The sequence below is a fragment of the Pluralibacter gergoviae ATCC 33028 = NBRC 105706 genome, assembly GCF_001598855.1.
Lineage (GTDB): Bacteria > Pseudomonadota > Gammaproteobacteria > Enterobacterales > Enterobacteriaceae > Pluralibacter > Pluralibacter gergoviae.
Map to the genome: position 1 here is coordinate 299,626 of NZ_BCZS01000001.1, position 24,161 is coordinate 323,786.

A 24,161-nucleotide genomic window follows, 5' to 3' on the forward strand; every position below is an offset into this window, starting at 1 on the left:
ATGGCTCGCGCGAGGGAGATCGCGCGAGCCAAGGAGGTGGTTTCTGTTACTACTAGCATTTATGGGTTATGTTTTTCAGCGTCGTGGATGATATCCTGTTTGGTTGCCCAGGTATGTGATCCGATTCTAAGAATCCCCGATGCAGAAAAATAATGCTAATTAACTACTTACCGTGCGGGTTGCGGGTGCTCTGACCCGTAAAATTACGCATCAGCAGTGCATAATCCAGCGCCATCTCCTGCGGGACGGGGATCCACACCGTATGGCCATCGCCCGGCGCGACCTCAACCTCGACCGCTTTGCCGTTCTCCATATATTCGAGCGTGAAGTTGACGTTGCCCTGCGGCGTCATCAGCTCCAGGCTGTCGCCGCGGGTGAATTTGTTTTTCACCGCCACTGCCGCCAGCCCGCCCCGGCGCTCGCCGGTAAATTCGCCGACGAACTGCTGGCGCTCGGAAACGGAGTAGCCGTATTCGTAGTTCTGATAGCTGTCGTGGGTGTGGCGGCGCAGGAAGCCTTCGGTGTAGCCGCGGTGGGCCAGGCCTTCGAGAGTTTCCAGCAGTGAGGTATCGAACGGCCTGCCGGCGGCGGCATCGTCGATGGCCTTGCGGTAGACCTGGGCGGTACGGGCGCAGTAGTAGAAGGACTTGGTGCGGCCCTCAATTTTCAGCGAATGGACGCCCATCTGCGTCAGACGCTCGACGTGGGCGATGGCGCGCAGATCTTTTGAGTTCATGATGTAGGTGCCGTGCTCGTCCTCAAAGGCGGTCATGTACTCGCCCGGACGCTGGGCTTCCTCAAGCATAAATACGCTGTCGGTCGGCGCGCCTTCGCCCAGGGTTGGCTCAACGTTGCGCACCGGGATCGGCTCGTGCTTGTGGACGATGTTGCCGATCTCATCCTCTTTGCCTTCCTGAACGTTGTATTCCCAGCGGCAGGCGTTGGTGCAGGTGCCCTGGTTGGGGTCGCGCTTGTTGATGTAGCCGGAAAGCAAGCAGCGGCCGGAGTAGGCCATGCACAGCGCGCCGTGGACGAAGATCTCAATCTCCATCTCCGGCACCTGGGCGCGAATTTCTTCAATCTCTTCCAGCGACAGCTCGCGCGACAGGATAACGCGGGTCAGCCCCATCTGCTGCCAGAACTTCACCGTCGCCCAGTTGACGGCGTTGGCCTGCACCGAGAGGTGAATAGCCATCGCCGGGAAGTGCTCGCGCACCAGCATAATCAGGCCCGGATCGGACATGATCAGCGCGTCCGGCCCCATATCAACCACCGGCTTGAGGTCGCGGATAAAGGTTTTCAGCTTGGCGTTGTGCGGGGCAATGTTGACCACCACGTAGAATTTTTTCCCCAGCGCGTGGGCTTCATTGATGCCCTGCTGCAGGTTCTCGTGGTTGAATTCGTTATTGCGCACCCGCAGGGAGTAGCGCGGCTGGCCGGCGTAGACCGCATCGGCACCATAGGCGAAGGCGTAACGCATATTTTTCAGCGTTCCCGCCGGAGAGAGAAGTTCCGGTTTAAACATGATGTTCTCGTTCTGATGACAGGTCAGACCCGCTTCACCCGGTGAAGCGGCAGGGGAGTCCCCTTACTTTAAGGGCGGGCATTGTAGCGCCGGGGGCGTGGCCGGTAAACACCCCGGGCCTTTTTTCAGCCAATCACAGCAGGCGGAAGTGCTTATCCGGGCGCATTTTCTCCGGCAGCTCAGCGTCCTGCATCATTTCGCGCAGATCTATCTCAATGGTGTTGCAGATTGCCCCCAGCGGCAGGTCGTTATCCTCATGGCCGAAAGGATCCTCAAGCTCGGTGGCGATCGCATCCAGCGCCAGCAGCGCATAGGTGGTAAATAGCGAAAAGAGCAGGGTCAGGACGCCAAAATTACTGATCAGCAGCAGGGGATAGATGGCGCAGAAGATAGCCACGGTGCGGTGCAGCAGCAGAGAGTAGGCGAACGGAATGGGCGTATTGCTGATGCGCTCGCAGCCGCCCTGAATCATGCCTATCTGATTCAGATAGTGATTGTAGTTCTGGTACACCCGAGTATCCGGCCGGTTATGGTACAGATAGAGGCCTATTTCCTGCAGCAGCGCGTTGCACGGGGTCATCACGCCGGCGCCGGCGACAAGGCGATCTTCGCACATCGCCGCCGCTGCCGGTTCGTGGCGCAGGGTGTCTTTCAGCACCGTGGCGTAGGCGATAAGCAGATCGACCACGGCCTTTTTCTCCTCGTAGCTGGCGAGGCTGGTATTGATAAACTCGCGCATCAGGGAGCGGGTCACGATCAGCAGCTCGCCCCACAGCTTTCTGGCCTCGCTGTAGCGTCCCCAGGCGACGTTATTGCGAAAGCCGAGAAAGATAGAGATAGACACGCCGATAAAATAGACCGGGCTCTCTTTGGCGACGATACCGTGCAGATGCAGGATCGGCAAAATAAACAGGTAGGCAATATTCAGGCCGACAAAGAACAGCATCTGCAGCGATATCTTGCGCATGATTGAGCCGTGCCAGGAGAAGAGTTTCCGCAGCCAGTTTTGCTCGGGTCTGACTATCATGCCCGGGCGTCCCCCAGCGACAGCATCAGCATGCGATCGTAAATCGGCTCTATTTTCTTCAGATAGTGGCTGAAAACGTCTTCCCGACAGGCCAGCGGCACCGAGGCGTCGAGCATGCCCTCGCTGTCGATGTGCGCGGGGGCAATCGCGATATCGCTAAACGCCTCGGAGGTGAGGCGATAGTCGAGGCGAATTTTGCCAAACGATTCGCTGCGGGTAATATCGAGGCCAATTTTGCCGAAAAAGTTAATCATCAGGTGCCCCCGCTGATGGGGAACGATTTGATGATGGTACAGGCGCTCGGTGGCGGTGATGCTTTTCAGCAGGTCCATCGTATACACGTTCCACAGCTTATCCATCTTGTTTTTACAGTCGTGAATAAGGGCGGCTTTTTTTTCTAAAGGAAGTATCTCAGTCATATTTCTAAACAGGTTATAGGCGAATGGAGTATGCTGGTTTAAAGGTGGCTGTTCTTCTTTCGATTAAATAATCGTGTCAAGGATGTTATATTTAATAACAAAGTTAATATATTCGCGGAGAATTGCTGGATTATTTATTTTACTCTGGTAGATCATCCATAGTTCAATTTTCTGAACCTGCCAGTCGGCTAATACAATCTGCAGCTGACGGCTGGCGAGATACGGTTTTACGATATATTCCGGGAGAATAGCAAGGCCGGTGCCGATCAGCGCCTGATGCATAATATAGGTCAGGTTGTCGCTGGTGTGGCGCAGGGGCATTACGACTTCGTAGTGCGCATCGCCCCGGTAAAGTCCGATGCTTTTCCAGGTGCGGTGGGTAATCAGTTCGCAGCGTAAAATCTCATCAGGATGCGTGAGCCGGTGCGCGCTGGCGTAGGCCGGCGAGGCAACAATAAAGCGCTTAAAAGAGCCGAGAAAGCGCCCGATATAGCCGTCATCGGAGGGCTTGCCAATGCGATAGGCGACGTCGAAGCTATCGCCTACCGTACCGTAGAACGAGTCCGCGGTTTCCAGCTGCAGCGCGACCTCAGGGTATTTCAGCAGAAAATCGCGGTGTACCGCCGGCAGCATACTGGACATAAAGCCGGGCGGGGAGATGATTGTAAGCGTGCCGGCGACCGCATTATGTAAATTCTGCATGATCTCATCGCCCTTCATGCAGGCATCGAGCAGTTCCCGGCACGAGGCCAGATAGGTTTCACCGGCGCCGGTGAGCGAAAATTTGCGGGTCGTGCGATTAAGCAGGCGCAAACCGAGACTCTCTTCGAGATCGCTTATTCTCTGGCTAATTCGCGCTTTCGTCATGCCTAACTCTGACGCAGTGCGGGTGTATGATCCATTTTTCACCAGTAAGGCAAAGATAACCATATCCTGTATGTGCTTGAGCATGAATTAACCCTGAGTAACGAAGAGCCGGAATTGTACAGAGCGCTATTAAATATGTATAGACGGGATTGTTTAATTTGGCAACGAGGATTGTTAAGTCAGGAACGTTAACGTTTTTTGCCGTTTTTATAAAACTGCTCTTGATAATAATTGAAGTGATTCAAAAGAATAAGTTTCCGCCGCGCGCAGTTACTCCCTCCGGATTAATTATGCGTAACTTGTTATTGCAGGCGGTAAATAAAACGGCGGCTTTCATTCTTTATTGCGGGAGAAACGCACTGCCGGGCACCCCGGAGGCTGAGGCGCGACCGGGAGCCCGTTGGCGGGCTTCAGTTCAGCCGCCCCGCATCCGCTTCCCAGCGGTAGCCCACGCCGTACACCGCGCGGATAAACGACTGCTCGGCGTCCAGCGCCTCCAGCTTGCGGCGCAGGTTTTTAATGTGGCTATCGATCGTGCGGTCGGTAACTACGCGGTAGTCGTCGTAGAGGTTATTCAGCAGCTGCTCGCGGGAGAAGACCTTGCCCGGCTCCTGGGAGAGGGTTTTCAGCAGGCGAAATTCCGCCGGCGTCAGGTCCAGCGCCTTGCCGGACCAGCTGGCCTGGAAGCGGCCTTCGTCGATAATCAGCGGGCTTGCGGCATCAAGCGCCTGCAGATCGCGGCGCGGGCGGCAGCGGCGCAGAATGGTTTTCACGCGCGCCACCACCTCGCGCGGGCTGTAGGGCTTGCAGATGTAGTCGTCGGCGCCGATCTCCAGCCCCAGCAGGCGGTCTATCTCTTCAATTTTGGCGGTGACCATCACGATGGGCACTTCCGAGAAGCGGCGGATCTCCCGGCACAGGGTCAGGCCATCGGTGCCGGGCAGCATCAGGTCGAGCAGAATCAGGTCCGGCGGCGTCTGGCGGACGTAGGGCAGCACTTTATCGCCGTGATTAATCAGCGTCGGGGCGTAGTTGGCCGCCAGCAGGTAGTCGATCAGCAGCTGGCCAAGCTTGGGCTCATCCTCCACGATCAGGATGCGCGGGGTGTTTTCATCAATCGGTAATTCGGTCATGCGGTTCCCGGTAAATCTCGGTCAAGCGGTAGCTCTACTGTAATGCTAACCCCGCCAAAAGGCGAATGGGCGGCGCTGAGCCTGCCGCCGTGGGCAGCAGCGATATTGACGCAGATGGCAAGCCCCAGGCCGGAGCCGCCGCTGGCCCGGTTGCGCGAGCTTTCCGCGCGATAGAAGCGTTCGCAGAGCATTTCGAGCTGTTCGTCGGTGACGCCGGGACCGCTGTCGGCAAAGGTCAGCGTGACGTGCTGCGCGGTCTTGCGGGCCTCGATCAGCAGCTGCCCGCCGGCGTCGGTGTAGCGCAGGCTGTTTTCCAGCAGATTGTTGAACAGCTGCAGCAGCCGGTCGCGGTCGCCAAAGACGGTGGCGCTTTCCGGCAGGCTGAGGTTGAGCGCCAGGCCGCGCCCGGCGAAGCGTTCGCGAAACGCGCCGCCGGCCATCTCCAGCAGGGAGACAATGTCCACCGGCGCTTTCTGGTAGGCCAGCGCCCCTTCATCGGACATCGACAGCTGGTGCAGGTCGTCCACCAGCTTGGTCAGGGTGCCGACCTCCGCCTGCAGGGAGGAGACCGACTCCGGCGTAAACTTGCGCACGCCGTCCTGAATCGCCTCCAGCTCGCCGCGCAGCACCGCCAGCGGCGTGCGCAGCTCGTGGGAGATATCGGCCATAAAGTCGCGGCGCATCTGCTGGTTTCGCTCCAGCGTGCTCGCCAGCTGATTAAAGTCCTGGGCCAGCTTGCCCAGCTCGTCGCTGCCGGTGGCCGTGACGCGGGTAGTGAAGTCCCCGGCCGCCAGCCGGTGGGTGCCTTCTACCAGCCTTTTTACCGGCGCCAGCAGGCCGCGCGCCAGCGGGAAGGTGGCCAGCGCCGCCAGCAGCGTCGCCAGGCCGACGATCAGCCAGCTGGTGCGCCGCTGCTGGCGGTCAAAGTTGATATCGGTGTTGCGCGTCAGGCGTTCGACCGGGGAGGCGATCACCGCACCCACCTCCATGCCGTTGACCATAATGCCGCGCCGGGTGCCGTCGGGCGGCACCGGCGCCCGCGGTCCTACCAGCACGCGGGCGTTCTGATCCACCACCCAGAACTGGGTGCGCCAGCCGTGGGGCGGCATCTGCGGCGGCCCTTTGCCGTCGTCGGGGGTATCGTGCTCGAGGGTGCGCAGGATCTGAAAGATAAAGCGGTCGTTGCCGCGCAGAAAGCGCCAGCTGCCGTGGGATTCGTACTGCTCCGACAGGGCTTCACTCAGCAACTGCAGCCGCTGCTCGTTGCCGCGCTTGATATAGTCGATAAAGCCGTGTTCAAAGCTGAGGCGCACCGCCCAGTGCATGGTGATCAGCAGCAGAATACAGGTGGCGAAAATGGCGAGAAAGAGTTTCGCCGTAATGTTGGGTCGCCAGAGTTTCACGGCTCGCTCCTTTTACGCCGGGCTGCGGCGCGGTTATCGTGCATGTCGTCGGGAACGCGGGCAAAAATCAGCGCCGGTAGCGCGATGATGACCGCCATACTGAGGTAGGTCCAGAAGAAGACCGGATGTGACGCCGCGCCGCCGGCGTCGGGAGTTTGCCGGGCAAAGAACCCGAGCAGCAGGCCCGCCACCGTCACGCCGATGCTCATCGACAGCTGCATGATCATCGACAGCAGGCTGTTGCCGCTGCTGGCAAGCGCGTCGGAGAGGCTTTTCAGCGTCAGGGTATTCATTGAAGAGAAGCGGCTGGAGTTAACCATGCCCTGCAGGAACAGCACCGGCGGCAGCAGCCACCAGAAGCCCGCAAGGGCGACAGCCATAAACAGCAGCGTGACCAGCGCCAGCCCGAGAGTCGAGCCCACCAGCACCCGCCGGTAGCCCAAATGGCCGACCATCTGCACCACGATGCGCTTCATCGCCATGCTGCCGAGCACCATCGGAATCATCATCAGCCCGGCGTGAAAGGGCGAAAAGCCGAGGCCTATCTGCAGGAATACCGGCGTCATAAACGGCAGCATACCGCTGCCGATGCGCCCGGCAAAGCTGCCCGCCAGTCCAAGGGAAAAGGTGCGGTTGCGAAACAGCGCGAGGCTGAACAGGCTGCGGTCGTTGCCCCTGGCGTGCCAGAGATAGCCGAGTATCGCCGCCGCGCCGATGGCGATAAGCAGCAGCAGTGCGGCCGTGGAGATACCGAGACCGCGGCTGCCGTCGAGCGCCAGCGTCAGGGTCGCCATGCCCAGCGCCAGCAGCAGAAAGCCGCCGACGTCAAACCGGCGGGTGGGCATCGTGTAGTTCGGCATCAGGCGCAGGGTGGCAACAGCGCCGATGACGCCCACCGGAATATTAATTAAAAAGATCCAGTGCCACGACGCGTACTCCACCAGGATACCGCCCAGCGCCGGGCCGACCAGCGGCCCAATCTGTCCCGGCAGGGTGACGAAGGTCATCGCCGCCATGTAGCGCTCGCGGGGCACGATTTTCAGCACCGTCAGCCTGCCCACCGGCACCATCATCGCGCCGCCGATGCCCTGCAGGACGCGGGCCAGCAGCAGCTGGTCCAGCGTGACGGCCCGCGCGCAGCACAGGGATCCGAGGGTAAACAGCACGATGGCGGTAAAAAAGACGTTGCGCACGCCCACCCGATCCGCCAGCCAGCCGCTGGCGGGGAGCATCACCGCCACCGTCAGCACGTAGGAGACGACCACCATATGCATATGCAGCGGGCTCTCCCCGAGGCTTGCGGCCATCGAGGGGAGGGCGGTGTTGACGATGGTAGTATCCAGCGTCTGCATAAAGAAGCCGAAGGCCACGATCCACAGCTGCCAGCGTACGGCGGAAGGTAAGTCGTCCATCGCTACTCCGCAAGCCGGGTCAGCTTTCTGCCGGTAAAGCGCTGGCGCAGCCGGTCGAAGAACAGATAGACCACCGGCGTGGTATAGAGCGTCAGCAGCTGGCTGACCACCAGGCCGCCGGCGATGGTGATGCCGAGCGGCTGGCGCAGCTCGGCGCCGTCGCCGCCGGAGATAACCAGCGGCAGGGCGCCGAACAGCCCGGCGAGCGTGGTCATCATGATCGGCCGGAAGCGCAGTAGACAGGCCTGGAAGATGGCTTCGTCCGCCGTCAGGCTGCCGTTGCGCTGGGCCTCGAGGGCGAAGTCCACCATCATGATGGCGTTCTTCTTGACGATGCCGATCAGCAGCATGATGCCGATCAGCGCAATCAGGCTGAAGGGCGCGCCGAACAGCTCCAGCGCCAGCAGCGCGCCGACGCCCGCCGAGGGCAGCGTCGAGAGAATGGTCAGCGGATGGACGTAGCTCTCGTACAGCATCCCCAGCACGATATAGACCGTCGCCAGCGCGGCGAGGATCAGGATCAGCTGCGAGTTCATCGTCTGCTGGAACACCTGCGCCGTGCCGGCAAACTGGCCGCGCACGCTCGGCGGTACGCCGAGGCGGGTCATGGTGCGCTCAATAGCCGCGCTGGCGTCCGACAGCGACTTGCCCGCCGGCAGGTTAAAGGACAGGGTTGACGCCGCAGAGAGCCCCTGATGGTTAACCGACAGCGGGGCGTTGGCCGGGCGCCAGTGGGCGAAGCTGGCGAGCGGGATCGCCTTATCCTCGTCGTTAATCACGAACATCTTGTCCAGCGCGCTGACGTCCTGGGTATAGGCCGGGTCAACCTCCATCACCACCTTGTACTGGTTGAGCGGCTGATAGATGGTCGAAATCTGCCGCTGGCCGAAGGCGTTGTTCAGCAGGCCGTTGGCGGTCTGCACGCTGATGCCGAGCCGCGACATGGTCTCCCGGTCATACACCAGATTCATCTCCGCGCCGTTGTCCTGCTGATCGGAGTTGACGTCCGCCAGCTCCGGCAGGGCGGCCAGCGCCTTGCGGATTTTCGGCTCCCACTCGCGCAGGGCCGCCAGGTCGTCCGACATCAGGGTGTACTGGTAGCTGGCGTTAGACTGGCGGCCGCCGACGCGGATATCCTGCACCGCCATCAGAAACAGACTGGCGCCCGGCTCCTTCGCCAGCTGCTTGCGCAGCTGGTCGATGACCTGCTGCGCGCTGTTGTGGCGCTCGCCGCGCGGCTTGAGGGTGATAAACATAAAGCCGCTGTTGACCCGCGAGCCGCCGGTAAAGCCGACCACGTTATCGACATCGGGATGGCTGCGGACGATCTTCATAAAGTCTTCCAGCTTGCCGCGCATTGCCGGAAAAGAGATGCTCTGGTCCGCCTGAATGCCGCCCATCAGCACGCCGGTGTCCTGCTCCGGGAAGAAGGTCTTCGGAATGGTGATATAGAGCCAGATATTCAGCGCGATGGTGGCCAGCAGCACCAGCCCCACCAGCCGGGCGTGGCGCAGTACCCAGGTCAGCGAGCGGCCGTAGCCCTGCTGCATCGCCACCAGCAGGCGGCCGAAGCCGCGCGCGCGCGCCGGCGTATGCGGGCGGGAGGACTTCAGCATCCAGCCGCACATCATCGGCGTCAGGGTGAGGGACACCAGCAGCGAAATACCGATCGCCACCGACAGCGTCACCGCAAACTCGCGCAGCAGCCGTCCCGGCAGGCCGCCCATCAGCAGCAGCGGCAGGAATACCGCCACCAGCGACAGGCTCATGGAGAGCACGGTAAAGCCCACTTCCCGACTGCCCTGCAGCGCCGCCTGCAGGGGCTTGACGCCCGCCTCAAGGTGGCGGGAGATGTTCTCCAGCACCACGATGGCGTCGTCCACCACGAAGCCGGTGGCGATGGTCAGCGCCATCAGCGACAGGTTATTGAGGCTGAAGCCGCACAGGTACATGGCGGCGAAGGTGCCGATCAGCGATACCGGCACCGCCACCGCCGGAATAAACGTGGCCCGTCCGGAGCGCAGGAACAGAAATACCACCAGGATCACCAGCGCCACCGAAATCACCAGCGTCTGCTCAACCTCTTCGAGCGAGGCGCGGATGGTTGGCGAGCGGTCGTTGGCGATCTGCAGATTAATGGCCGCCGGAATGGTCTTCTTGAGGGTCGGGATCTCCGCGCGGATGGCCTCCACCGTCTGAATGATGTTGGCCTCCGGCAGCTTGCGGATCATCAGCAGGATCGCCGGCCTGGCGTTGGCCATCCCGGCGTTGCGCACGTCCTGCACCGAGTCGCTGACGCTGGCCACGTCGCCGAGGCGCACCGGCGCGCCGTTATTGTAGTGAATGATCAGCGGCCGGTATTCGGCGGCGGTTTTCAGCTCGTCGTTGGTGGCCACCTGCCAGCGGTTGACGCTGCCGTCGATAGCTCCCTGCGGGATGCGGACATTGGATTTGCTGATGGCGCCGCGCACGTCGTCCAACGACACGCCCTGGTTGAACAGCGCCTGCGGATTGAGGTCCACCCGCACGGCGGGCAGGGAGCTGCCGCCGACGTCCACGTCGCCGACGCCGTTAATCTGCGAAATGCTCTGCGCCAGCTGGGTCGAGGCGTAGTCGTACAGCTCTCCCTGCGAGTAGGTATCCGAGGTCAGCGTCAGGATCATGATCGGCGCGTCCGACGGATTGGCCTTGCGGTAGGTCGGGCGGCTCGGCATCCCCGTCGGCAGCAGATTTTGCGCGGCGTTGATCGCCGCCTGCACGTCGCGGGCGGCGCCGTTGATATCGCGGCTGAACTCAAACTGCATAATGATCCGCGTGCTGCCGAGCGAGTTGGTGGAGGTCATCTCGTTGACCCCGGCAATGCTGCCGAGCGACCGCTCCAGCGGCGTCGCCACCGACGATGCCATGGTTTCCGGCGAGGCCCCCGGCAGGGAGGCGCTGACCATAATCACCGGATAGTCCACCTGCGGCAGCGGGGCTACCGGCAGCAGCCGGAAGCCGAGTACGCCGCAGAGGGTGATGGCGATAGCCAGCAGGATGGTCGCCACCGGGCGGTAGATAAAGAGCGCGTAAAATTTCACTTACGCCTCCTCTTCCCGGGCCGGCATTTTGCTTTTCACGAACAGCGACAGGCGGTCAAACAGCAGGTAGATAACCGGCGTGGTAAACAGCGTCAGCACCTGGCTGACCAGCAGGCCGCCGACCATGCCGATGCCCAGCGGGCGGCGCAACTCGGCGCCGACGCCGGTGCTGAGCATCAGCGGCAGCGCGCCGAGCAGGGCGGCAAGCGTGGTCATCAGAATCGGCCGGAAGCGCAGCAGGCAGGCCTGATAAATCGCCTCGCGCGGCGCCATGCCCTGATCGCGCTCGGCGGCGAGGGCGAAGTCGATCATCATGATGGCGTTCTTCTTGACGATGCCGATCAGCAAAATGATGCCGATGATGGCGATCACGTCCAGCTCGCTGCCCGCCAGCCACAGCGCCAGCAGCGCGCCGACGCCCGCGGTGGGCAGCGTCGAGAGAATGGTGATCGGATGAATAAAGCTCTCATAGAGGATGCCGAGCACGATATACATCGCCACCACCGCCGCCAGCACCAGCCAGACGGTGCTGCGGATGGCGGCCTGGAAGGCGAGGGTGCTGCCCTGAAACTCGGTGCGGATATTGACCGGCAGATTGAGCGTCTTCTCGGCATCAAGAATCGACTGCACCGCCTCGCCCAGCGAGGCGCCGTGCGCGACGTTAAACGAGATGGTGGTCACCGGGAACTGGTCAAGGTGGTTGATGGAGAGCGGGGCGAAGCGCTGCTCAATTTTAGCAATGGCGGTGAGCGGTACGATACCGCCGTCGCTGCCGGTCAGGCGAATGCTCTCCAGCGCCGCCAGCCCCGGCGTTTCGCTGATATCGTGTCCCAGCACGACGCGGTACTGGTTCGACTGGGTATAGATAGTCGAGATCAGCCGCTGGCCGAAGGCGTTATAGAGGGCGTTATCGACGTCCTGCATGGTAATGCCCAGCCGGCTGGCGCTGTCGCGATCGACGTTGATGTAGGCCGCCAGGCCTTTGTCCTGCCAGTCGCTGCTGACGTCCGCCAGCTGGGGCAGCGTCTTCAGCTTCGCCATCAGCGGCGGCACCCACTCGCTCAGCGCGTCCAGCGAGTTCGCCTGCAGGGTAAACTGATACTGGGTGCGGCTGACGGTGGTGTCGATGGTCAGATCCTGCGTCGGCTGCAGATAGAGCTCGGCGCCGGGCACCTTCGCCACCGCCTGCTGCAGACGGGCGATCACGCCCTGCACCCGATCGTCGCGGTCCTCAAGCGGCTTGAGGTTAATCTGCAGCCGGGCGCTGTTGAGCGCCGGATTCGTGCCGTCGACGCCGACGAAGGCGGTCAGGCTCTCGACCGCCGGGTCTTTGAGAATAATGTCGGAGACCGCCGCCTGGCGCTGGCGCATGCTGGCGAACGACGCCGACTGCGGCGCCTGCAGGGTGCCCTGGATAATGCCGTTATCCTGCACCGGGAAGAAGCCCTTCGGAATAAACACCCACAGCATAATCGACAGCGCCAGGGTGCTCAGCGCCACGCCGAGGGTCAGCCACGGATGATTGAGCACCTTCGCCAGCAGGCGGCCGTAGGCGGCAATCACCCGTTCGAAGAAGCGCTCGCTGGCGCGGGAGAAGCGGTTCTGCTTGCGCAGCGACTCGTGGCTCAACATGCGGGCGCACATCATCGGCGTCAGCGTCAGGGAGACCACGGCGGAGATCAGGATGGCGATCGCCAGGGTAATGGCAAACTCGCGGAACAGCCGGCCGACGATATCGCCCATAAACAGCAGCGGGATCAGCACGGCGATCAGCGAAAAGGTCAGCGAGATAATGGTAAAGCCGATCTCGCCCGCGCCCTTCAGCGCCGCGGCCATCGGCTTTTCGCCCTTTTCGATGTAGCGCGAGATGTTCTCGATAACCACGATAGCGTCATCGACCACGAAGCCGGTGGCGATGGTCAGCGCCATCAGGGTCAGGTTATTGATCGAAAAGTCGAGGAACACCATCACCGCGAAGGTGCCGATAAGCGACAGCGGCACCGCGACACCGGGAATAATGGTGGCGGGTACGTTGCGCAGGAACAGATAGATGATCATCACCACCAGCGCGATGGCCATCATCAGCTCTACCTGAGTATCGCTCACCGAAGCGCGGATATTGTTGGTGCGGTCCGACAGGACCTGAACCTTGACCGACTTCGGCAGGCTCTCCGTCAGCTGGGGCAGCATCTGGCGAATGCTGTCGGCGGTGGCGATGATATTGGCCCCCGGCTGGCGCTGGACGTTCATTACAATTGCCTGCTGCTTATTGGCCCACGCCCCGAGCCAGCGGTTCTCCGCGCCCTGCTCAACGGTGGCCACGTCGCCGAGGCGCACCGGCGCGCCGTTCTTATAGGCGATGATCAGGCTGCGGTACTCCTGCGCCGACTCCATCTGGTCGTTGGCGGAGAGCGTCACCGCCCGGGTCGGGCCGTCGAGGCTGCCCTTAGCGGAGTTGACGTTGGCGCTGGCGATCGCCGTGCGCACGTCCTCGTTGGTCAGCCCCAGCGCGGCAATGGCCTGGGCGTTAAGGTTCACCCGCACCGCCGGGCGCTGGCCGCCGGCTATCGCCACCAGCCCGACGCCGGAGACCTGGGAGATCTTCTGCGCTACGCGGGTTTCGACGATATCCTCGACCTGGGTCATCGGCATCGCGGAGGAGGTGACGGCGAGCGTCATGATCGGCGGATCCGCCGGGTTCACTTTGCTGTAGACCGGCGGATTGGGCAGATCGTCCGGCAGCAGGTTGGTGGCGGCGTTGATCGCGGCCTGCACCTCCTGCTCGGCAACGTCCAGCGGCAGCTCCAGCTGGAACTGCAGGGTGACCACCGACGTGCCGCCCGCGCTTTGGGAGGACATTTGCTTGAGGCCGGACATCTGGCCGAACTGGCGCTCCAGCGGTGCGGTGATCGCCGAGGTGACCACGTCCGGGCTGGCGCCGGGATAGAGCGTCGTCACCTGAATGGTCGGGTAGTCCACCTCCGGCAGGGCGGAGACGGGCAGGAAGCGGTAGCCGATGATCCCCGCCAGCAGAATGGCGACCATCATCAGCGTGGTGGCTACCGGGCGCAGGATAAACAGGCGGGAGGGCCCGCCGGTGGTGCCGGAAGGTAATACGTGCATCAGGCGCCGGCTCCCGCTTTGCCGCTGGCCTGCGTTACCGGCTTATCGTCGGCGGCGTCGTGAGCCTCCACGACCTCAACGCTGGCGCCTTCCGTCAGGCGGTCAATGCCGTCGGTCACTACGCGATCGCCGGCGGAGAGCCCGGCGCTAATCACCACCTGCTGGCTGTTCTGGATCCCGGGCACCACGGTATGCTTGCTGACTTTATTCTGCTCATTGAGCACCCAGACGAAGTTGCCCTCTTTGCCCATCTGCAGCGCGGCGGCGGGGATCACCACCGCATTCTGCTGGGTATCCACCAGCAGGCGGGCGTTAACGAACTGGTTCGGGAACAGGGCATCGTCCTGATTCGCGAAGCGGGCCTTCAGCTTGATGGTGCCGGTGGTGGTATCAATCTGGTTGTCGAGGCTCAGCAGTTGGCCGACGCTGAGCTTCTGCTTATTGGTGCGGTCCCAGGCTTCGACGGTCAGCGGCTGCCCGGCCTTCTGCGCCCTGACCACGGTGGCGATGTCGCTTTCCGGCAGGGTGAAGACCAGATCGATAGGATGGGTCTGGGTCAGCACTACGATGCCGGTGGTATCGCTGGTGGAAATCTGGTTGCCGATATCGACCTGCTTAAGGCCGACTCGGCCGTCAATCGGCGCGGTGATGCGGGTCCAGTCGAGCTGCAGCTGGGCGCTGGCGACGCTGGCCTCGTCGGCCTTCACGGTACCTGCCGTCTGGGTCACCAGTGACTGCTGGGTGTCCAGCTCCTGGCGTGAGGCGACGTTGGTTTTTATCAGCTGCTGATAGCGGGCGAGATCGCGGCGGGCGTTGGCGAGCGTGGCGTTATCTTTCGCCAGCTGGCCCTGGGCTTCGGCCAGCGCAACCTTAAACTGGCTGGGATCGATTTCGGCCAGCAGATCGTCCGCCTTCACCTGCTGTCCTTCCTGAAAGTGGATCGCCAGCAGCTGGCCGTTGACGCGGCTGCGCACAGTCACGGTGTTGGCCGCGGTAACGGTACCGAGACCGGTCAGATAGCGCGGCACCGCCTGCTCAACGGCGGTGGCGGCCTGCACCGGCGCCAGCGGCGCGCCCATTTTCCCGCCGCCGCGGTGGCGGCCGCCCGCTGATGACTGAGCCTGCGCCGTCGCCGACGCCGCCTGCGAATCGCCGCGATCGTGCCAGTACCAGAGCCCCGCGCCGGCCACAATCGCTATTCCCAGCGCCGCTAACCAGCGCGATTTATTGCTGCCTTTCATTATTACCTGCTTCTCATCCTGAAACCTTTCGCCGAATGATACTAGTTTAGTAACCGCTACCGCCGGAAAAATGGAGGAAATATGAAATGCGTGTCCGGAAACGTCCGGATTATCAAAGATTGTCGAGCCTGCTCGCAGCGTTGATGGCGAAGTGTACGGCAAACGGGCGTAGGGCGGTAAAGTCGCCGTGGCCGCATTCGTAATGGAGTGTGGCTGATTTAGCAGGACGCTAAAAACGGGAAAGCCCCTCCCGAAGAAGGGGCCTTAAGAAGGAAAAGGGATATGATGAAGCTCGTCATCATACTGGTGATACTCTTAGTGATAAGTTTCGCAGCTTACTAAGACACCAGGGGGAGGAGCAATCCTCCCTTACCCTTTGCCCTTCAAAGTAGAGCGAAAAAGCAGCAAAGTCAATCGGCGTTCTTCGACCCGGATCGCGTAATCAGGCAAAGATCACCTGCGCCCAGCGGGCCAGCCCGGCCGTGACGGAGCCGAAGTCGTCGCCGCCGGCAATTTCCGTTCCCGGCAGCTGCTGCGCCAGCGCCCGGCGGATCAGCGGCGAGCGGGCGCTGCCGCCGGTGAGGTAAACCACGTCGGGCTTCTCATTACCGTTATCGAGCGCCAGCTGGACCTGCTCGAGAATGCGGTGCAGCGGCTGGTCAAGGGCGCTCTCCAGCCCCTGCTGGCTGATATCGGCCGCCAGCGAATCGCTTAAAAACGGCAGCGGGGTGGTCACGTCGGCGCCGGCGGAGAGGGCGATTTTGCTCTCTTCGGCACTGCGCACCAGCCGGTAGCTCAGGCGCTGGCGCCAGGTCTTGAGCAGCAGGGCGACTTTATCGGCATCGCGGGCGTCGCGCAGCAGATCGTCCAGCAGCCGCTTCGTCGCGCTGCTGTAGAACTCGGTTTGCGCCGGAACGTCATTGATGGCGACGGCGTTCCACCACGGCAGCACCGGCAGGGCGATGCCTTTTTCGGTGTCGCCGCCCATGCCCAGCAGCGGCATCAGGCATTTAAACGCCAGGGCGATGTCGAGATCGTTACCGCCCACGCGGCAGCCGCTGTGCCCGAGCAGGCTCTGCTGGCGATCGGCGCGATGGCGCCACCGGGGGCCCATCAGCAGTAAAGAGCAGTTGTGATAGTATGTTCACTCCACTAACTGACGAGATGAAGAAATGAAAGTACCAGTATGGTCATACGCAAGGGTGTCAACCGTAACGCAGGTTGACGGCTTTGGTATACAGCGACAAATCAACACAATTAACCAGTTTTTACAGTACCTTACGTTAGATCACCGTCTGCCATTCACCATTGATACTGATAACATAACTCAGATGGTGGCAGAAGGTCGATCGGCCTTTAAGGGGAAGAACTGGAACGATAAGACTAAGCTTGGACAGTACCGAAAGATGGTCATGGATGGGGTGTTACCCGACTCTGTTTTGATTGTGGAAAACGTGGATCGCCTGGTAAGGATTGATCCCTATAAAGCAGTAGAGATTATTTCTGGAATGATTAACAGGGGTACTACTATCCTGGAGATTGAAACGGGTATGACCTATTCCCGATACATTCCAGAAAGCATTACAGTACTGACGATGCAGATTAACCGTGCTAACGGAGAATCTAAACGAAAAAGTATTATGATGAAAAAATCCCATGAAAACCGATATGGGAATGTTTCAAGGGTTCGCCCTCGTTGGTTTGATGTTGTAGAAATTGATGGGATTAAACAGTACCGCATTAATGAAACTGCCAAGGCCATTCAACGTATGTTTGGTGACTATGTTAATGGTATTGGTGCGGCACAGATAGTACGTACATATGGAAAAACTGATAATGGTAAAGGATGGACACTTGTAACAGTACTACGCACACTGAGTGATAAGCGGGTGGCAGATGATCCCCGTTATCCCCCAATCATTGATAAAGTACTATATGAGAGAGTACAAGCAATGAAACTGGCAACTAATAAAAGCGGTAATACTCATCAGAGAAATATGCTCAATATCTTTTCTGGTATGTCACGTTGTCCAGTATGTAATAAGGCTATTATAGTGAAGCGTAACAGCCACGGTGGACTCTTTACTGTGTGCCTGGGGAAACGTACTGATAAAGTCTGTAAAGCCAAGGCAATGGCATACAATGCGATTGAGAGGCCATTACTTGAAGCTATTCGCGGCTTAGACTTTTCTGAAGTATATAATCATGAAGAATCTACAGTACTGACATTGCGTGATCAGTGGATTCAGAATGAAAGGGATATTACGGCATTTCGTGAGAGATTAGCTAAGGCAAGTCGTCATGAGAAGTTTGCTATTCTGGATGAACTGGAAACTATCAGCAAAGAACAGGAAGAACTAAGCATTCGATTAAAGTCCATGGATGCTCCGAAGGATGTTCAGATATCTTATAATGATGATAAGTTAGATCTGGATGTTGAATACCGTATTGAATTGAACAACCGAATGAAGAAGTTGATTCAAGAAATTAATATTGGTCGTGTTGATACTAGTAAAAGTGCTTACACCATTTACTGTACGATTAAGTACTGGACAGATAAAGTTAAGCATTTAGTTATTATCGACACAGAGAGTACACGGATTGGTAAAGGTGGTGCGAATACCTTAACTACCTCTCTACGCTCTGTAAGTAGCATAAACGCTGATGGTACTTTCTATGGCAATCCAGATGAAGAGGCTGTACGGTACTGGCAGCAGGCCATAAACAAGGTATTTGTAGAGGCTGGGGAACCAGCACCATTTAAGTGATTGAAAATGATCATTTTCCTTGCGTACCCCGTCGGATTGTGTTAAATTGTCAATCGGGGAGCTTGTCTCCCCTTTACCCTGCTTTTTTCTCCATCTTTGATAAATAAGAGAGAGGTAAAAGCTATGAAACTATTAATCGAACTATTTTTATTCCCCGTATTTCTTGCTATGTGTGTTTTGTTCATGGCACTTACAGTACTGGCAATACCCCTTAAAATTCCATTTATTAAAACCTACATTTCTTCAAGAATTGATAAATAAAACGTGATGGAAAATAAATGAAACGACATTTTTTTATCTGCTATAATGTAGGTAAAATCAACAATCTTAAAGTTGATGGTGTCGGGTCGAAACGCACACCTCTAGCTATCAGAGACTAAATAGATAGTAACATTATAATTCTCCTATTAATAAAGTTACCCCTTAGCTTAGGGGTACTTTTATACTCAAAATAAAGGGAATTTTGTAACACAAAAGGTAAATATTATGAAAAAGAAAAATAAGGATATTCCAGTATCTATTCGTATAACTGAAGAACAAGATCAGGCAATTCAAAAGTTATTAGTTGACACTGGTAAAGCTAAAAATCGTTCTGCGGGTATTCAGTATTTGATTAACCTACTGATGATCCAGGGATAAATTATATTATGGTTATCTACTAACCACACAATGAGTAGAAACGCGGTTACAGGACGTAACGCGAAATGACAATAGGAAAAATTATTCATGGAAGAAGAACTATTATTACCACGTTTGGTGGATAGAGAAGCACTAAGACAAGAAGCAAATAAATTACGTGAAGCCGTACTAAACGGTACTGTAGTTGATAGGGTACTAACAAATGCCATTAGAAAAGAACTAAACAAGGGTTCAATTTATAATGGTGAATGGACGTTAGAACAAAACCAGTACATAAGCAGTATCTTTGATAAGATGGATCTAACAAGTGGTGTAAACCTTGTAAATTCATCGGTTGGTACTGGTAAAACCACACAGTTTATACAAGAGGCTAATCCAGAGACTAACCAGAAAGCGAGAGCTAAACCAGGTTACATAGTATTAGTACCACTAACATCTATACGTTTATCCTTTGAGGGTGATAATGATGTATTCAGTACCGGTATTTGTACTTGGAACCAAATCGAAACAATTCTAAAGCACAGCAATAAAGAATACTTTGCTGATAAAACTTTAGTAATAGACGAGGTTCACGGATTCTTTCTAGATTATGGTTATAAAGCAAATGTGATAAACCGCCTTATTGCTTCATTCCCACTATTCAAAAGTGTCATTATGATGTCAGGTACTGCTACCCCTGATGACTTCTCAGGGATTGAATTCAACAACGTATACAGAATCTATAAACCATCTGAAGCACGTAAAGTAATTAGTACCGTAGTTTCAACAAGGGTACAGGATCTTGTACTAAACCAATTGAATTCAAGTAAACGCAAAACCATTGTATTACTAAATGACAAAGCACAGTGTGAAGCATTGAATCAAATGTGTACTCGTACTGGATTAGTAGTGAATGCTGATAAGAAAAATAATGATGATGTTGTAGATCTATATGTAAGTGGTCAAATGAAGGTTGATGTACTTTTTGGTACTTATAGTATCGTTGAAGGTCTATCAATCGAAAACCAGTTAGAAGAAGTTGATATAGTCATTGTTGGTGATGAACATCCAGCACGTATTGAACAATTCACAAACCGTTTCCGTAAGGTATCAAAGCTAAAGAATGTTACGTACTATGTGAACCGTAGGGAAGTTGTTGATGTTGGTATCTTCAATCGTACTGAAGTAGTTGCTGATGCTAAATTGATGAAGGAAGTATTACAAACTACTTATGAAGCACTTCAAACTGATGAAGCAAAATATTCATTTACTAGTCAGTACCGTAAAGATATAGCTGGTAGTATGGTGTACTTCCATGAAGGTAAATTTGAAGTATCTTTTACTGGAATTGATTACACATACTCTGAACATAAAACACGTGAATACGCTAATGATTTTTCATTACTTTCAAGTGAACTAAAAAACTATGGTTTCATCGTTCAACCGTTACGATTTGAAGATGGTGATGGTGAAAATAACGCAGTGATTACCGATACTGCCAAAAGGCTAAAAGAAGAGGCTGTAGAGGTAGAGAACGCGATAATTGAGGAATATCTATCTGATGCCCTAACTGGTGCGGTGAAGCCCGTAGAAGAGGCTACAGAGCTTTATACAGCAGTTGATCAGAGTGTAGAGAAACTTCTATCACGTGGACTACATAAGGATGATTTTGAATCACTCGTGAAAGGGTTCATTGATGATCGTAGTTTCTTCTATCGTGCTCACATGGACGCAGATTATTTCCCAACGGGTAATACAATCCGTGAAATGATTGTGAACATGGTAGCGGGTAGAACTAAGCTAGACGCTTTCGCGATCCGTGATATAGCAGATGCTATTATCCAGAAGGTACTTAAAGAGTACTTTACGGGTAACACTGATCTAATGTTGAAACATCCGATGTGGTCAAAATGTGTAACGATGGGAAGTACGGGGTTAGTTAGCAATTCATCTAAGGGTGCTAAATCCATTGTAGAGCGTTACATCACACTAGGTAAGGGTAAGAACGCTAAAGTGAATGGAAGCGTTATAAAAGTGTGTGAAGTAATTCACCTATCACTAACAGGCTTGCGTTTCACCAAACCAGCATTCACGCCAAACACTACTGTAGCGGATCACGTGGAGTCAAGGCAGTCTCTAGAAGGGATCAAAGCGAAACTAAGTCAGTTACGTATGTAATTACTAAAAAGGTAGCGGTTAGTAAATTAATATTCTATATAATAGATATCCTAACCGCTACCTACTACTAAAAAAGCAATACTAAAAAAACGACAGGCGATAAAAAAGGCAGCCCGAAGGCCGCCCCCCCCGAGGGGACGTCAAACCCGATTTTGTCACAGACAGGACATATAATATATTAATAATTATACTTCTCTCTGTGACAAATCTATCTTACTTCTTGATCTAGTCGCGGGTGTGACAGCCCCCATAGCGAACTAAAATAACAAACCAACGGCAATAAAAAAAAGGCAGCCCGAAGGCCGCCCCATGTTTTGACGAACTATTTATTGCCTCTTCAATGAGGATAAATCATGAATGAACAATTCCTATATATGACACTAGCCCGTAATATTCACACTGGCTTATGTCTAATCAAACTTGGATTCACTACTAATCCAGAAAGAAGGCTAAATGAACTAAGAAGCCGTAATTCACATTTTGAGTACTCAGAAATGATGTTATTCAAACACAAAAACAAACTAATACACTATGAAAAAGATGAAAAGATAATTCATATCAAATACAGGTACTACCGTACTAACATAAGTAAAAATACACTTCCAGAAGGTAATAGTGAACATTATGAATCGGTTATCACTAATGAGCTATACGAACAACTAATTAATATGGATTACATCTTAATTGAAGAACCAGAATCCGTACAAGAATCAGCAATGTTTGAATGGGTGTAATCTAAATCAATCACAGGTGGCGAATGTTTCGTTTTTTATATAGATAAAATACACGATTATTTGCCACCTAACCATAGAACTGGCGTTTTTATATAGACAAAAACAGCCCATAAAAACAAAACCTCAAGTACTAACACACCTGATAAACCCATTCTTAGCTAAATAACCATATATACTAAGAAGGATGTTATATGGACGTTGAAAAAATAAAATATGAATGGGGTACGGAATTCAGATGTTATGTAGATGAAGCACTGACAGTAGTAGTATTACAATCTGGTGGTACTCTATACTATTGGAATGATGAATTCTCTAGGATCATGAATAAGGAACAGGATATAGATATGATCTACTCGCCTGTATTTGGTCTCAGATTTTACACTGAAGAAACAGAAGATAGTAAAAAGATACTAAGGGATATGTTCCTACCAGGATTGAAAGCACAACCAACAATTGAAGATTACCCACTACTTGATAGTGAATATCATCATTTAATGTATTGTAGGGATTTAATTCAATGAAGTACGAAATCATAAACAATAACCCACTAAATCTAAAGATAAAGTACTGGATTGAAGGTACTGAGTACTATCTACACTCTACTAAAGATGAACGTTATGTACTCATTGACAATCAAAAGTACAGAGTAGCTAACAACAGGGTCATACCTAAAAGAAATCTCGATGAAGTAACTATGAGATTACTAACCTTAGAAGTACTAACAAGTACTGATTTCGAGATGATAGCTAATCCAACGCAAGAAAAAAAGCCAAGTAAAACAAGGCGATCCCCAAAAACCTGATAAAAATAGCTATTTGTGCTTGCTGAGGATAGCTATTCTGATCAATACTTACCTCGTCACAAAGAAGCGGGGTAACGTCATGAGTGAAAAAGTCAGCATTACTAATAAAACGCATCTTTTTGCTAACCAGCTAAACCTGGTACTTGATGAAGTTCAGGTACAAGGTATGGATGTTGTTTTAGTTTGCCGTAGCTATAAAGAACCATTATTCGCATTGTTTCATGGTCTGAATGGCTCTTTCTCATGGAAAGAAAACGTTTGTTTACCACAAGCGATTAAGGAAGAACTACCAGCATTTTATGTTGATGAAGAATCACTACGTATCATGCTGGGTTATGTTGCTAAAGAACTCAAATATGAACTGGATAACATATGAGGCTAAATGTTATCGGTGACATTATTGAAGTTTATGATGATCACCAAAAGAAAGTAGGGGCAGTAGTTCTAAGTCGACATCCTCGCCATCGCAATAAACCATATAGTGATGGTAAATCGTGGTTTGCTAGTAAAGAAGAGGCATTACTAGCATTACTTAAACGTAAACGCATTAATATAAAACTTTAAGGTAACACCATGAATACTTCAGTACCGTTATATGTACCAGCTATCAATGTTCGCCATGTTAGCTATAAAGGTTATCCTATCTCAATCATCATGCTTTCTGGTGATACCTTCATGTATGAACTTCACGATAACATTCGTGTTATTGAATGTGCTTCATCTAATCAGGTAATGTACATTGACAAGAATGGTTGTTCGGCAGTGATCACACGTGATTCAGTTGTCTATAAAGAACTGTTACACCGTATCATGAATGGGGATGTACTTGAGGACGGGAAATATGAGTATCAACCCGTAACCATCCAGTGAACGGCGATAGGGTGTATATAGAAGAGGTACACCAATTAAACGAAATGTACATACATTGCGTACTTACTCTTCCCATTGATTTTTTAATTGAACGATTTAATTTAACCTATACAATGATTTCAGCAATTAGGGAGATTCCCCCAGGGAATCTTTCTAAGCTAACAACTTCAAACCAACTTTTAATACAGGTGAACGAATGCGAACTATCAAAACTGTTACAGCATCAATGATCCGTACTATCCTGGCTGATGATTTCAATGTTGGCCTACTCATGGCAGATAGTGATCGTCGCCGTGAATTCATTCAGATTGATGTTAGTGATCTTGATACTCTCGTTGAACGTATTGGTGAAGTCCGTTCACAAGTTCTGGTAGAGCAAGAAGAACGCCAAAAGGAAGCTAACGAAGCGTTGAAAGCTCTCAAATCGAATGACGCTGTACGTCAGTTACTTGGTGACTTTAACAGCCTTGAAGAACTTCTAGAAGCTGCGGGTGGTGTTGTCAAACCACAGCAAGAAACTATAAAGAATACTCCACCATCAAGTAACAGTAATAACAAAACCTTTACTATTGAACTCTATGATACGGTAAGTGGTAAGACGATTACTGGTAAGGCAGTAAACAAGAAGTTAACAGCCGATATTGAAAACAGTGAAGCATATAAAACTTTAATTGAGAAAGATCCTTCAATGGCTGATTTTGATACCTTCATGAGAAAGTATTCCGAAGAGTATCGTAACGAGTACCCACTTAACGCTAAGTATAATGGTAAAGAATTCCATATCAACGCACGTGGTAAATTGAATCAATACGCAATGGTTCACTTTGAAGCATTTAAGAAGAAAGATAAAACGGGTGCTGATGATAAAGAACTGCTACAGAAATTTAAAGAAACCGTACTCATTCAAAATAGCTAAACCCCCAGGAAATGGTAGTAGCTATTCTTACTGTATCGTAGTACT

Annotated in this window: 21 protein-coding genes and 1 pseudogene; 11 read left to right on the forward strand and 11 right to left on the reverse strand. The window is 54.1% G+C overall.

Going from position 1 to position 24,161, the window contains the following annotated elements:
- Positions 1 to 163 precede the first annotated feature (163 nt).
- From trhP to ENGE1_RS01470, 10 genes are all read right to left on the reverse strand, one after another.
- The gene (gene trhP, locus ENGE1_RS01425; protein ID WP_064360436.1) at positions 164 to 1,525 is read right to left on the reverse strand and encodes a prephenate-dependent tRNA uridine(34) hydroxylase TrhP; all 1,362 of its coding nucleotides are present in this window, start codon (positions 1,523 to 1,525) and stop codon (positions 164 to 166) included.
- A gap of 133 nt (positions 1,526 to 1,658) precedes the next feature.
- Complete coding sequence (locus ENGE1_RS01430; protein WP_045287804.1) at positions 1,659 to 2,552, reverse strand: bestrophin family protein; 894 nt, start codon at positions 2,550 to 2,552, stop codon at positions 1,659 to 1,661.
- Positions 2,549 to 2,971, reverse strand: a complete 423-nt coding sequence (locus ENGE1_RS01435) for a hypothetical protein (RefSeq protein ID WP_048278114.1) — start codon at positions 2,969 to 2,971, stop codon at positions 2,549 to 2,551. Before ENGE1_RS01435 ends, ENGE1_RS01430 begins: the two co-directional genes overlap by 4 nt.
- Positions 2,972 to 3,034: 63 nt before the next feature.
- Positions 3,035 to 3,922 carry a LysR family transcriptional regulator gene (locus ENGE1_RS01440; protein WP_064360437.1) on the reverse strand — a complete coding sequence of 296 codons (888 nt, stop codon included), beginning with the start codon at positions 3,920 to 3,922 and terminating at the stop codon, positions 3,035 to 3,037.
- Positions 3,923 to 4,248: 326 nt separating this feature from the next.
- Entirely contained in the window at positions 4,249 to 4,971 is a 723-nt protein-coding gene (baeR, locus tag ENGE1_RS01445) for an envelope stress response regulator BaeR (protein ID WP_048255087.1), read from the reverse strand.
- The gene (baeS, locus tag ENGE1_RS01450; protein ID WP_048255085.1) at positions 4,968 to 6,374 is read right to left on the reverse strand and encodes an envelope stress sensor histidine kinase BaeS; all 1,407 of its coding nucleotides are present in this window, start codon (positions 6,372 to 6,374) and stop codon (positions 4,968 to 4,970) included. Before baeS ends, baeR begins: the two co-directional genes overlap by 4 nt.
- The gene (gene mdtD / locus ENGE1_RS01455) at positions 6,371 to 7,786 is read right to left on the reverse strand and encodes an MFS transporter (RefSeq protein ID WP_064360438.1); all 1,416 of its coding nucleotides are present in this window, start codon (positions 7,784 to 7,786) and stop codon (positions 6,371 to 6,373) included. Before mdtD ends, baeS begins: the two co-directional genes overlap by 4 nt.
- Before the next feature lie 2 nt (positions 7,787 to 7,788).
- Entirely contained in the window at positions 7,789 to 10,866 is a 3,078-nt protein-coding gene (mdtC, locus tag ENGE1_RS01460) for a multidrug efflux RND transporter permease subunit MdtC (protein ID WP_064360439.1), read from the reverse strand.
- Positions 10,867 to 13,989, reverse strand: coding sequence for an MdtB/MuxB family multidrug efflux RND transporter permease subunit (locus ENGE1_RS01465; protein WP_064360440.1), 3,123 nt, complete (start codon positions 13,987 to 13,989; stop codon positions 10,867 to 10,869).
- Positions 13,989 to 15,230: an MdtA/MuxA family multidrug efflux RND transporter periplasmic adaptor subunit gene (locus ENGE1_RS01470; RefSeq protein ID WP_064360441.1), complete on the reverse strand. Its 1,242-nt coding sequence runs from the start codon at positions 15,228 to 15,230 to the stop codon at positions 13,989 to 13,991. Before ENGE1_RS01470 ends, ENGE1_RS01465 begins: the two co-directional genes overlap by 1 nt.
- 282 nt (positions 15,231 to 15,512) lie before the next feature.
- On the opposite strand from ENGE1_RS01470, the gene ENGE1_RS28230 reads away from it, so the two are divergent.
- On the forward strand, positions 15,513 to 15,572 hold the full coding sequence (locus ENGE1_RS28230; protein WP_072062224.1) for a type I toxin-antitoxin system Ibs family toxin: 60 nt from the start codon (positions 15,513 to 15,515) through the stop codon (positions 15,570 to 15,572).
- Positions 15,573 to 15,672: 100 nt separating this feature from the next.
- Here the strand turns inward: ENGE1_RS28230 and yegD are convergent.
- A pseudogene (gene yegD, locus ENGE1_RS01475) lies at positions 15,673 to 16,362 on the reverse strand (molecular chaperone); the annotation flags it as partial.
- A gap of 40 nt (positions 16,363 to 16,402) precedes the next feature.
- Between yegD and ENGE1_RS01480 the strand changes: the two are divergent.
- The 10 genes from ENGE1_RS01480 (at position 16,403) to ENGE1_RS01500 (ending at position 24,116) form a co-directional block, all read left to right on the forward strand.
- Positions 16,403 to 17,998: a recombinase family protein gene (locus tag ENGE1_RS01480; protein ID WP_081214687.1), complete on the forward strand. Its 1,596-nt coding sequence runs from the start codon at positions 16,403 to 16,405 to the stop codon at positions 17,996 to 17,998.
- 486 nt (positions 17,999 to 18,484) lie between these two features.
- Entirely contained in the window at positions 18,485 to 18,637 is a 153-nt protein-coding gene (locus ENGE1_RS28915; RefSeq protein ID WP_169804714.1) for a hypothetical protein, read from the forward strand.
- An 87-nt stretch (positions 18,638 to 18,724) separates the two neighbouring features.
- Entirely contained in the window at positions 18,725 to 20,794 is a 2,070-nt protein-coding gene (locus ENGE1_RS28235; protein WP_151206485.1) for a DEAD/DEAH box helicase family protein, read from the forward strand.
- A 353-nt stretch (positions 20,795 to 21,147) separates the two neighbouring features.
- On the forward strand, positions 21,148 to 21,528 hold the full coding sequence (locus ENGE1_RS26375) for a GIY-YIG nuclease family protein (RefSeq protein ID WP_073971272.1): 381 nt from the start codon (positions 21,148 to 21,150) through the stop codon (positions 21,526 to 21,528).
- A gap of 191 nt (positions 21,529 to 21,719) precedes the next feature.
- The gene (locus tag ENGE1_RS28240) at positions 21,720 to 22,049 is read left to right on the forward strand and encodes a hypothetical protein (protein WP_151206487.1); all 330 of its coding nucleotides are present in this window, start codon (positions 21,720 to 21,722) and stop codon (positions 22,047 to 22,049) included.
- Entirely contained in the window at positions 22,046 to 22,330 is a 285-nt protein-coding gene (locus ENGE1_RS28245) for a hypothetical protein (RefSeq protein WP_151206489.1), read from the forward strand. The genes ENGE1_RS28240 and ENGE1_RS28245 overlap by 4 nt, the downstream gene beginning before the upstream one ends.
- A gap of 79 nt (positions 22,331 to 22,409) precedes the next feature.
- Positions 22,410 to 22,706: a hypothetical protein gene (locus ENGE1_RS26380; protein ID WP_073971296.1), complete on the forward strand. Its 297-nt coding sequence runs from the start codon at positions 22,410 to 22,412 to the stop codon at positions 22,704 to 22,706.
- Positions 22,703 to 22,894 carry a hypothetical protein gene (locus ENGE1_RS26385; RefSeq protein ID WP_073971273.1) on the forward strand — a complete coding sequence of 64 codons (192 nt, stop codon included), beginning with the start codon at positions 22,703 to 22,705 and terminating at the stop codon, positions 22,892 to 22,894. The genes ENGE1_RS26380 and ENGE1_RS26385 overlap by 4 nt, the downstream gene beginning before the upstream one ends.
- A 9-nt stretch (positions 22,895 to 22,903) precedes the next feature.
- Positions 22,904 to 23,200: a hypothetical protein gene (locus ENGE1_RS28250; protein WP_151206491.1), complete on the forward strand. Its 297-nt coding sequence runs from the start codon at positions 22,904 to 22,906 to the stop codon at positions 23,198 to 23,200.
- A gap of 196 nt (positions 23,201 to 23,396) precedes the next feature.
- Complete coding sequence (locus ENGE1_RS01500) at positions 23,397 to 24,116, forward strand: hypothetical protein (protein ID WP_064360445.1); 720 nt, start codon at positions 23,397 to 23,399, stop codon at positions 24,114 to 24,116.
- The last annotated feature ends 45 nt before the right edge of the window (positions 24,117 to 24,161 follow it).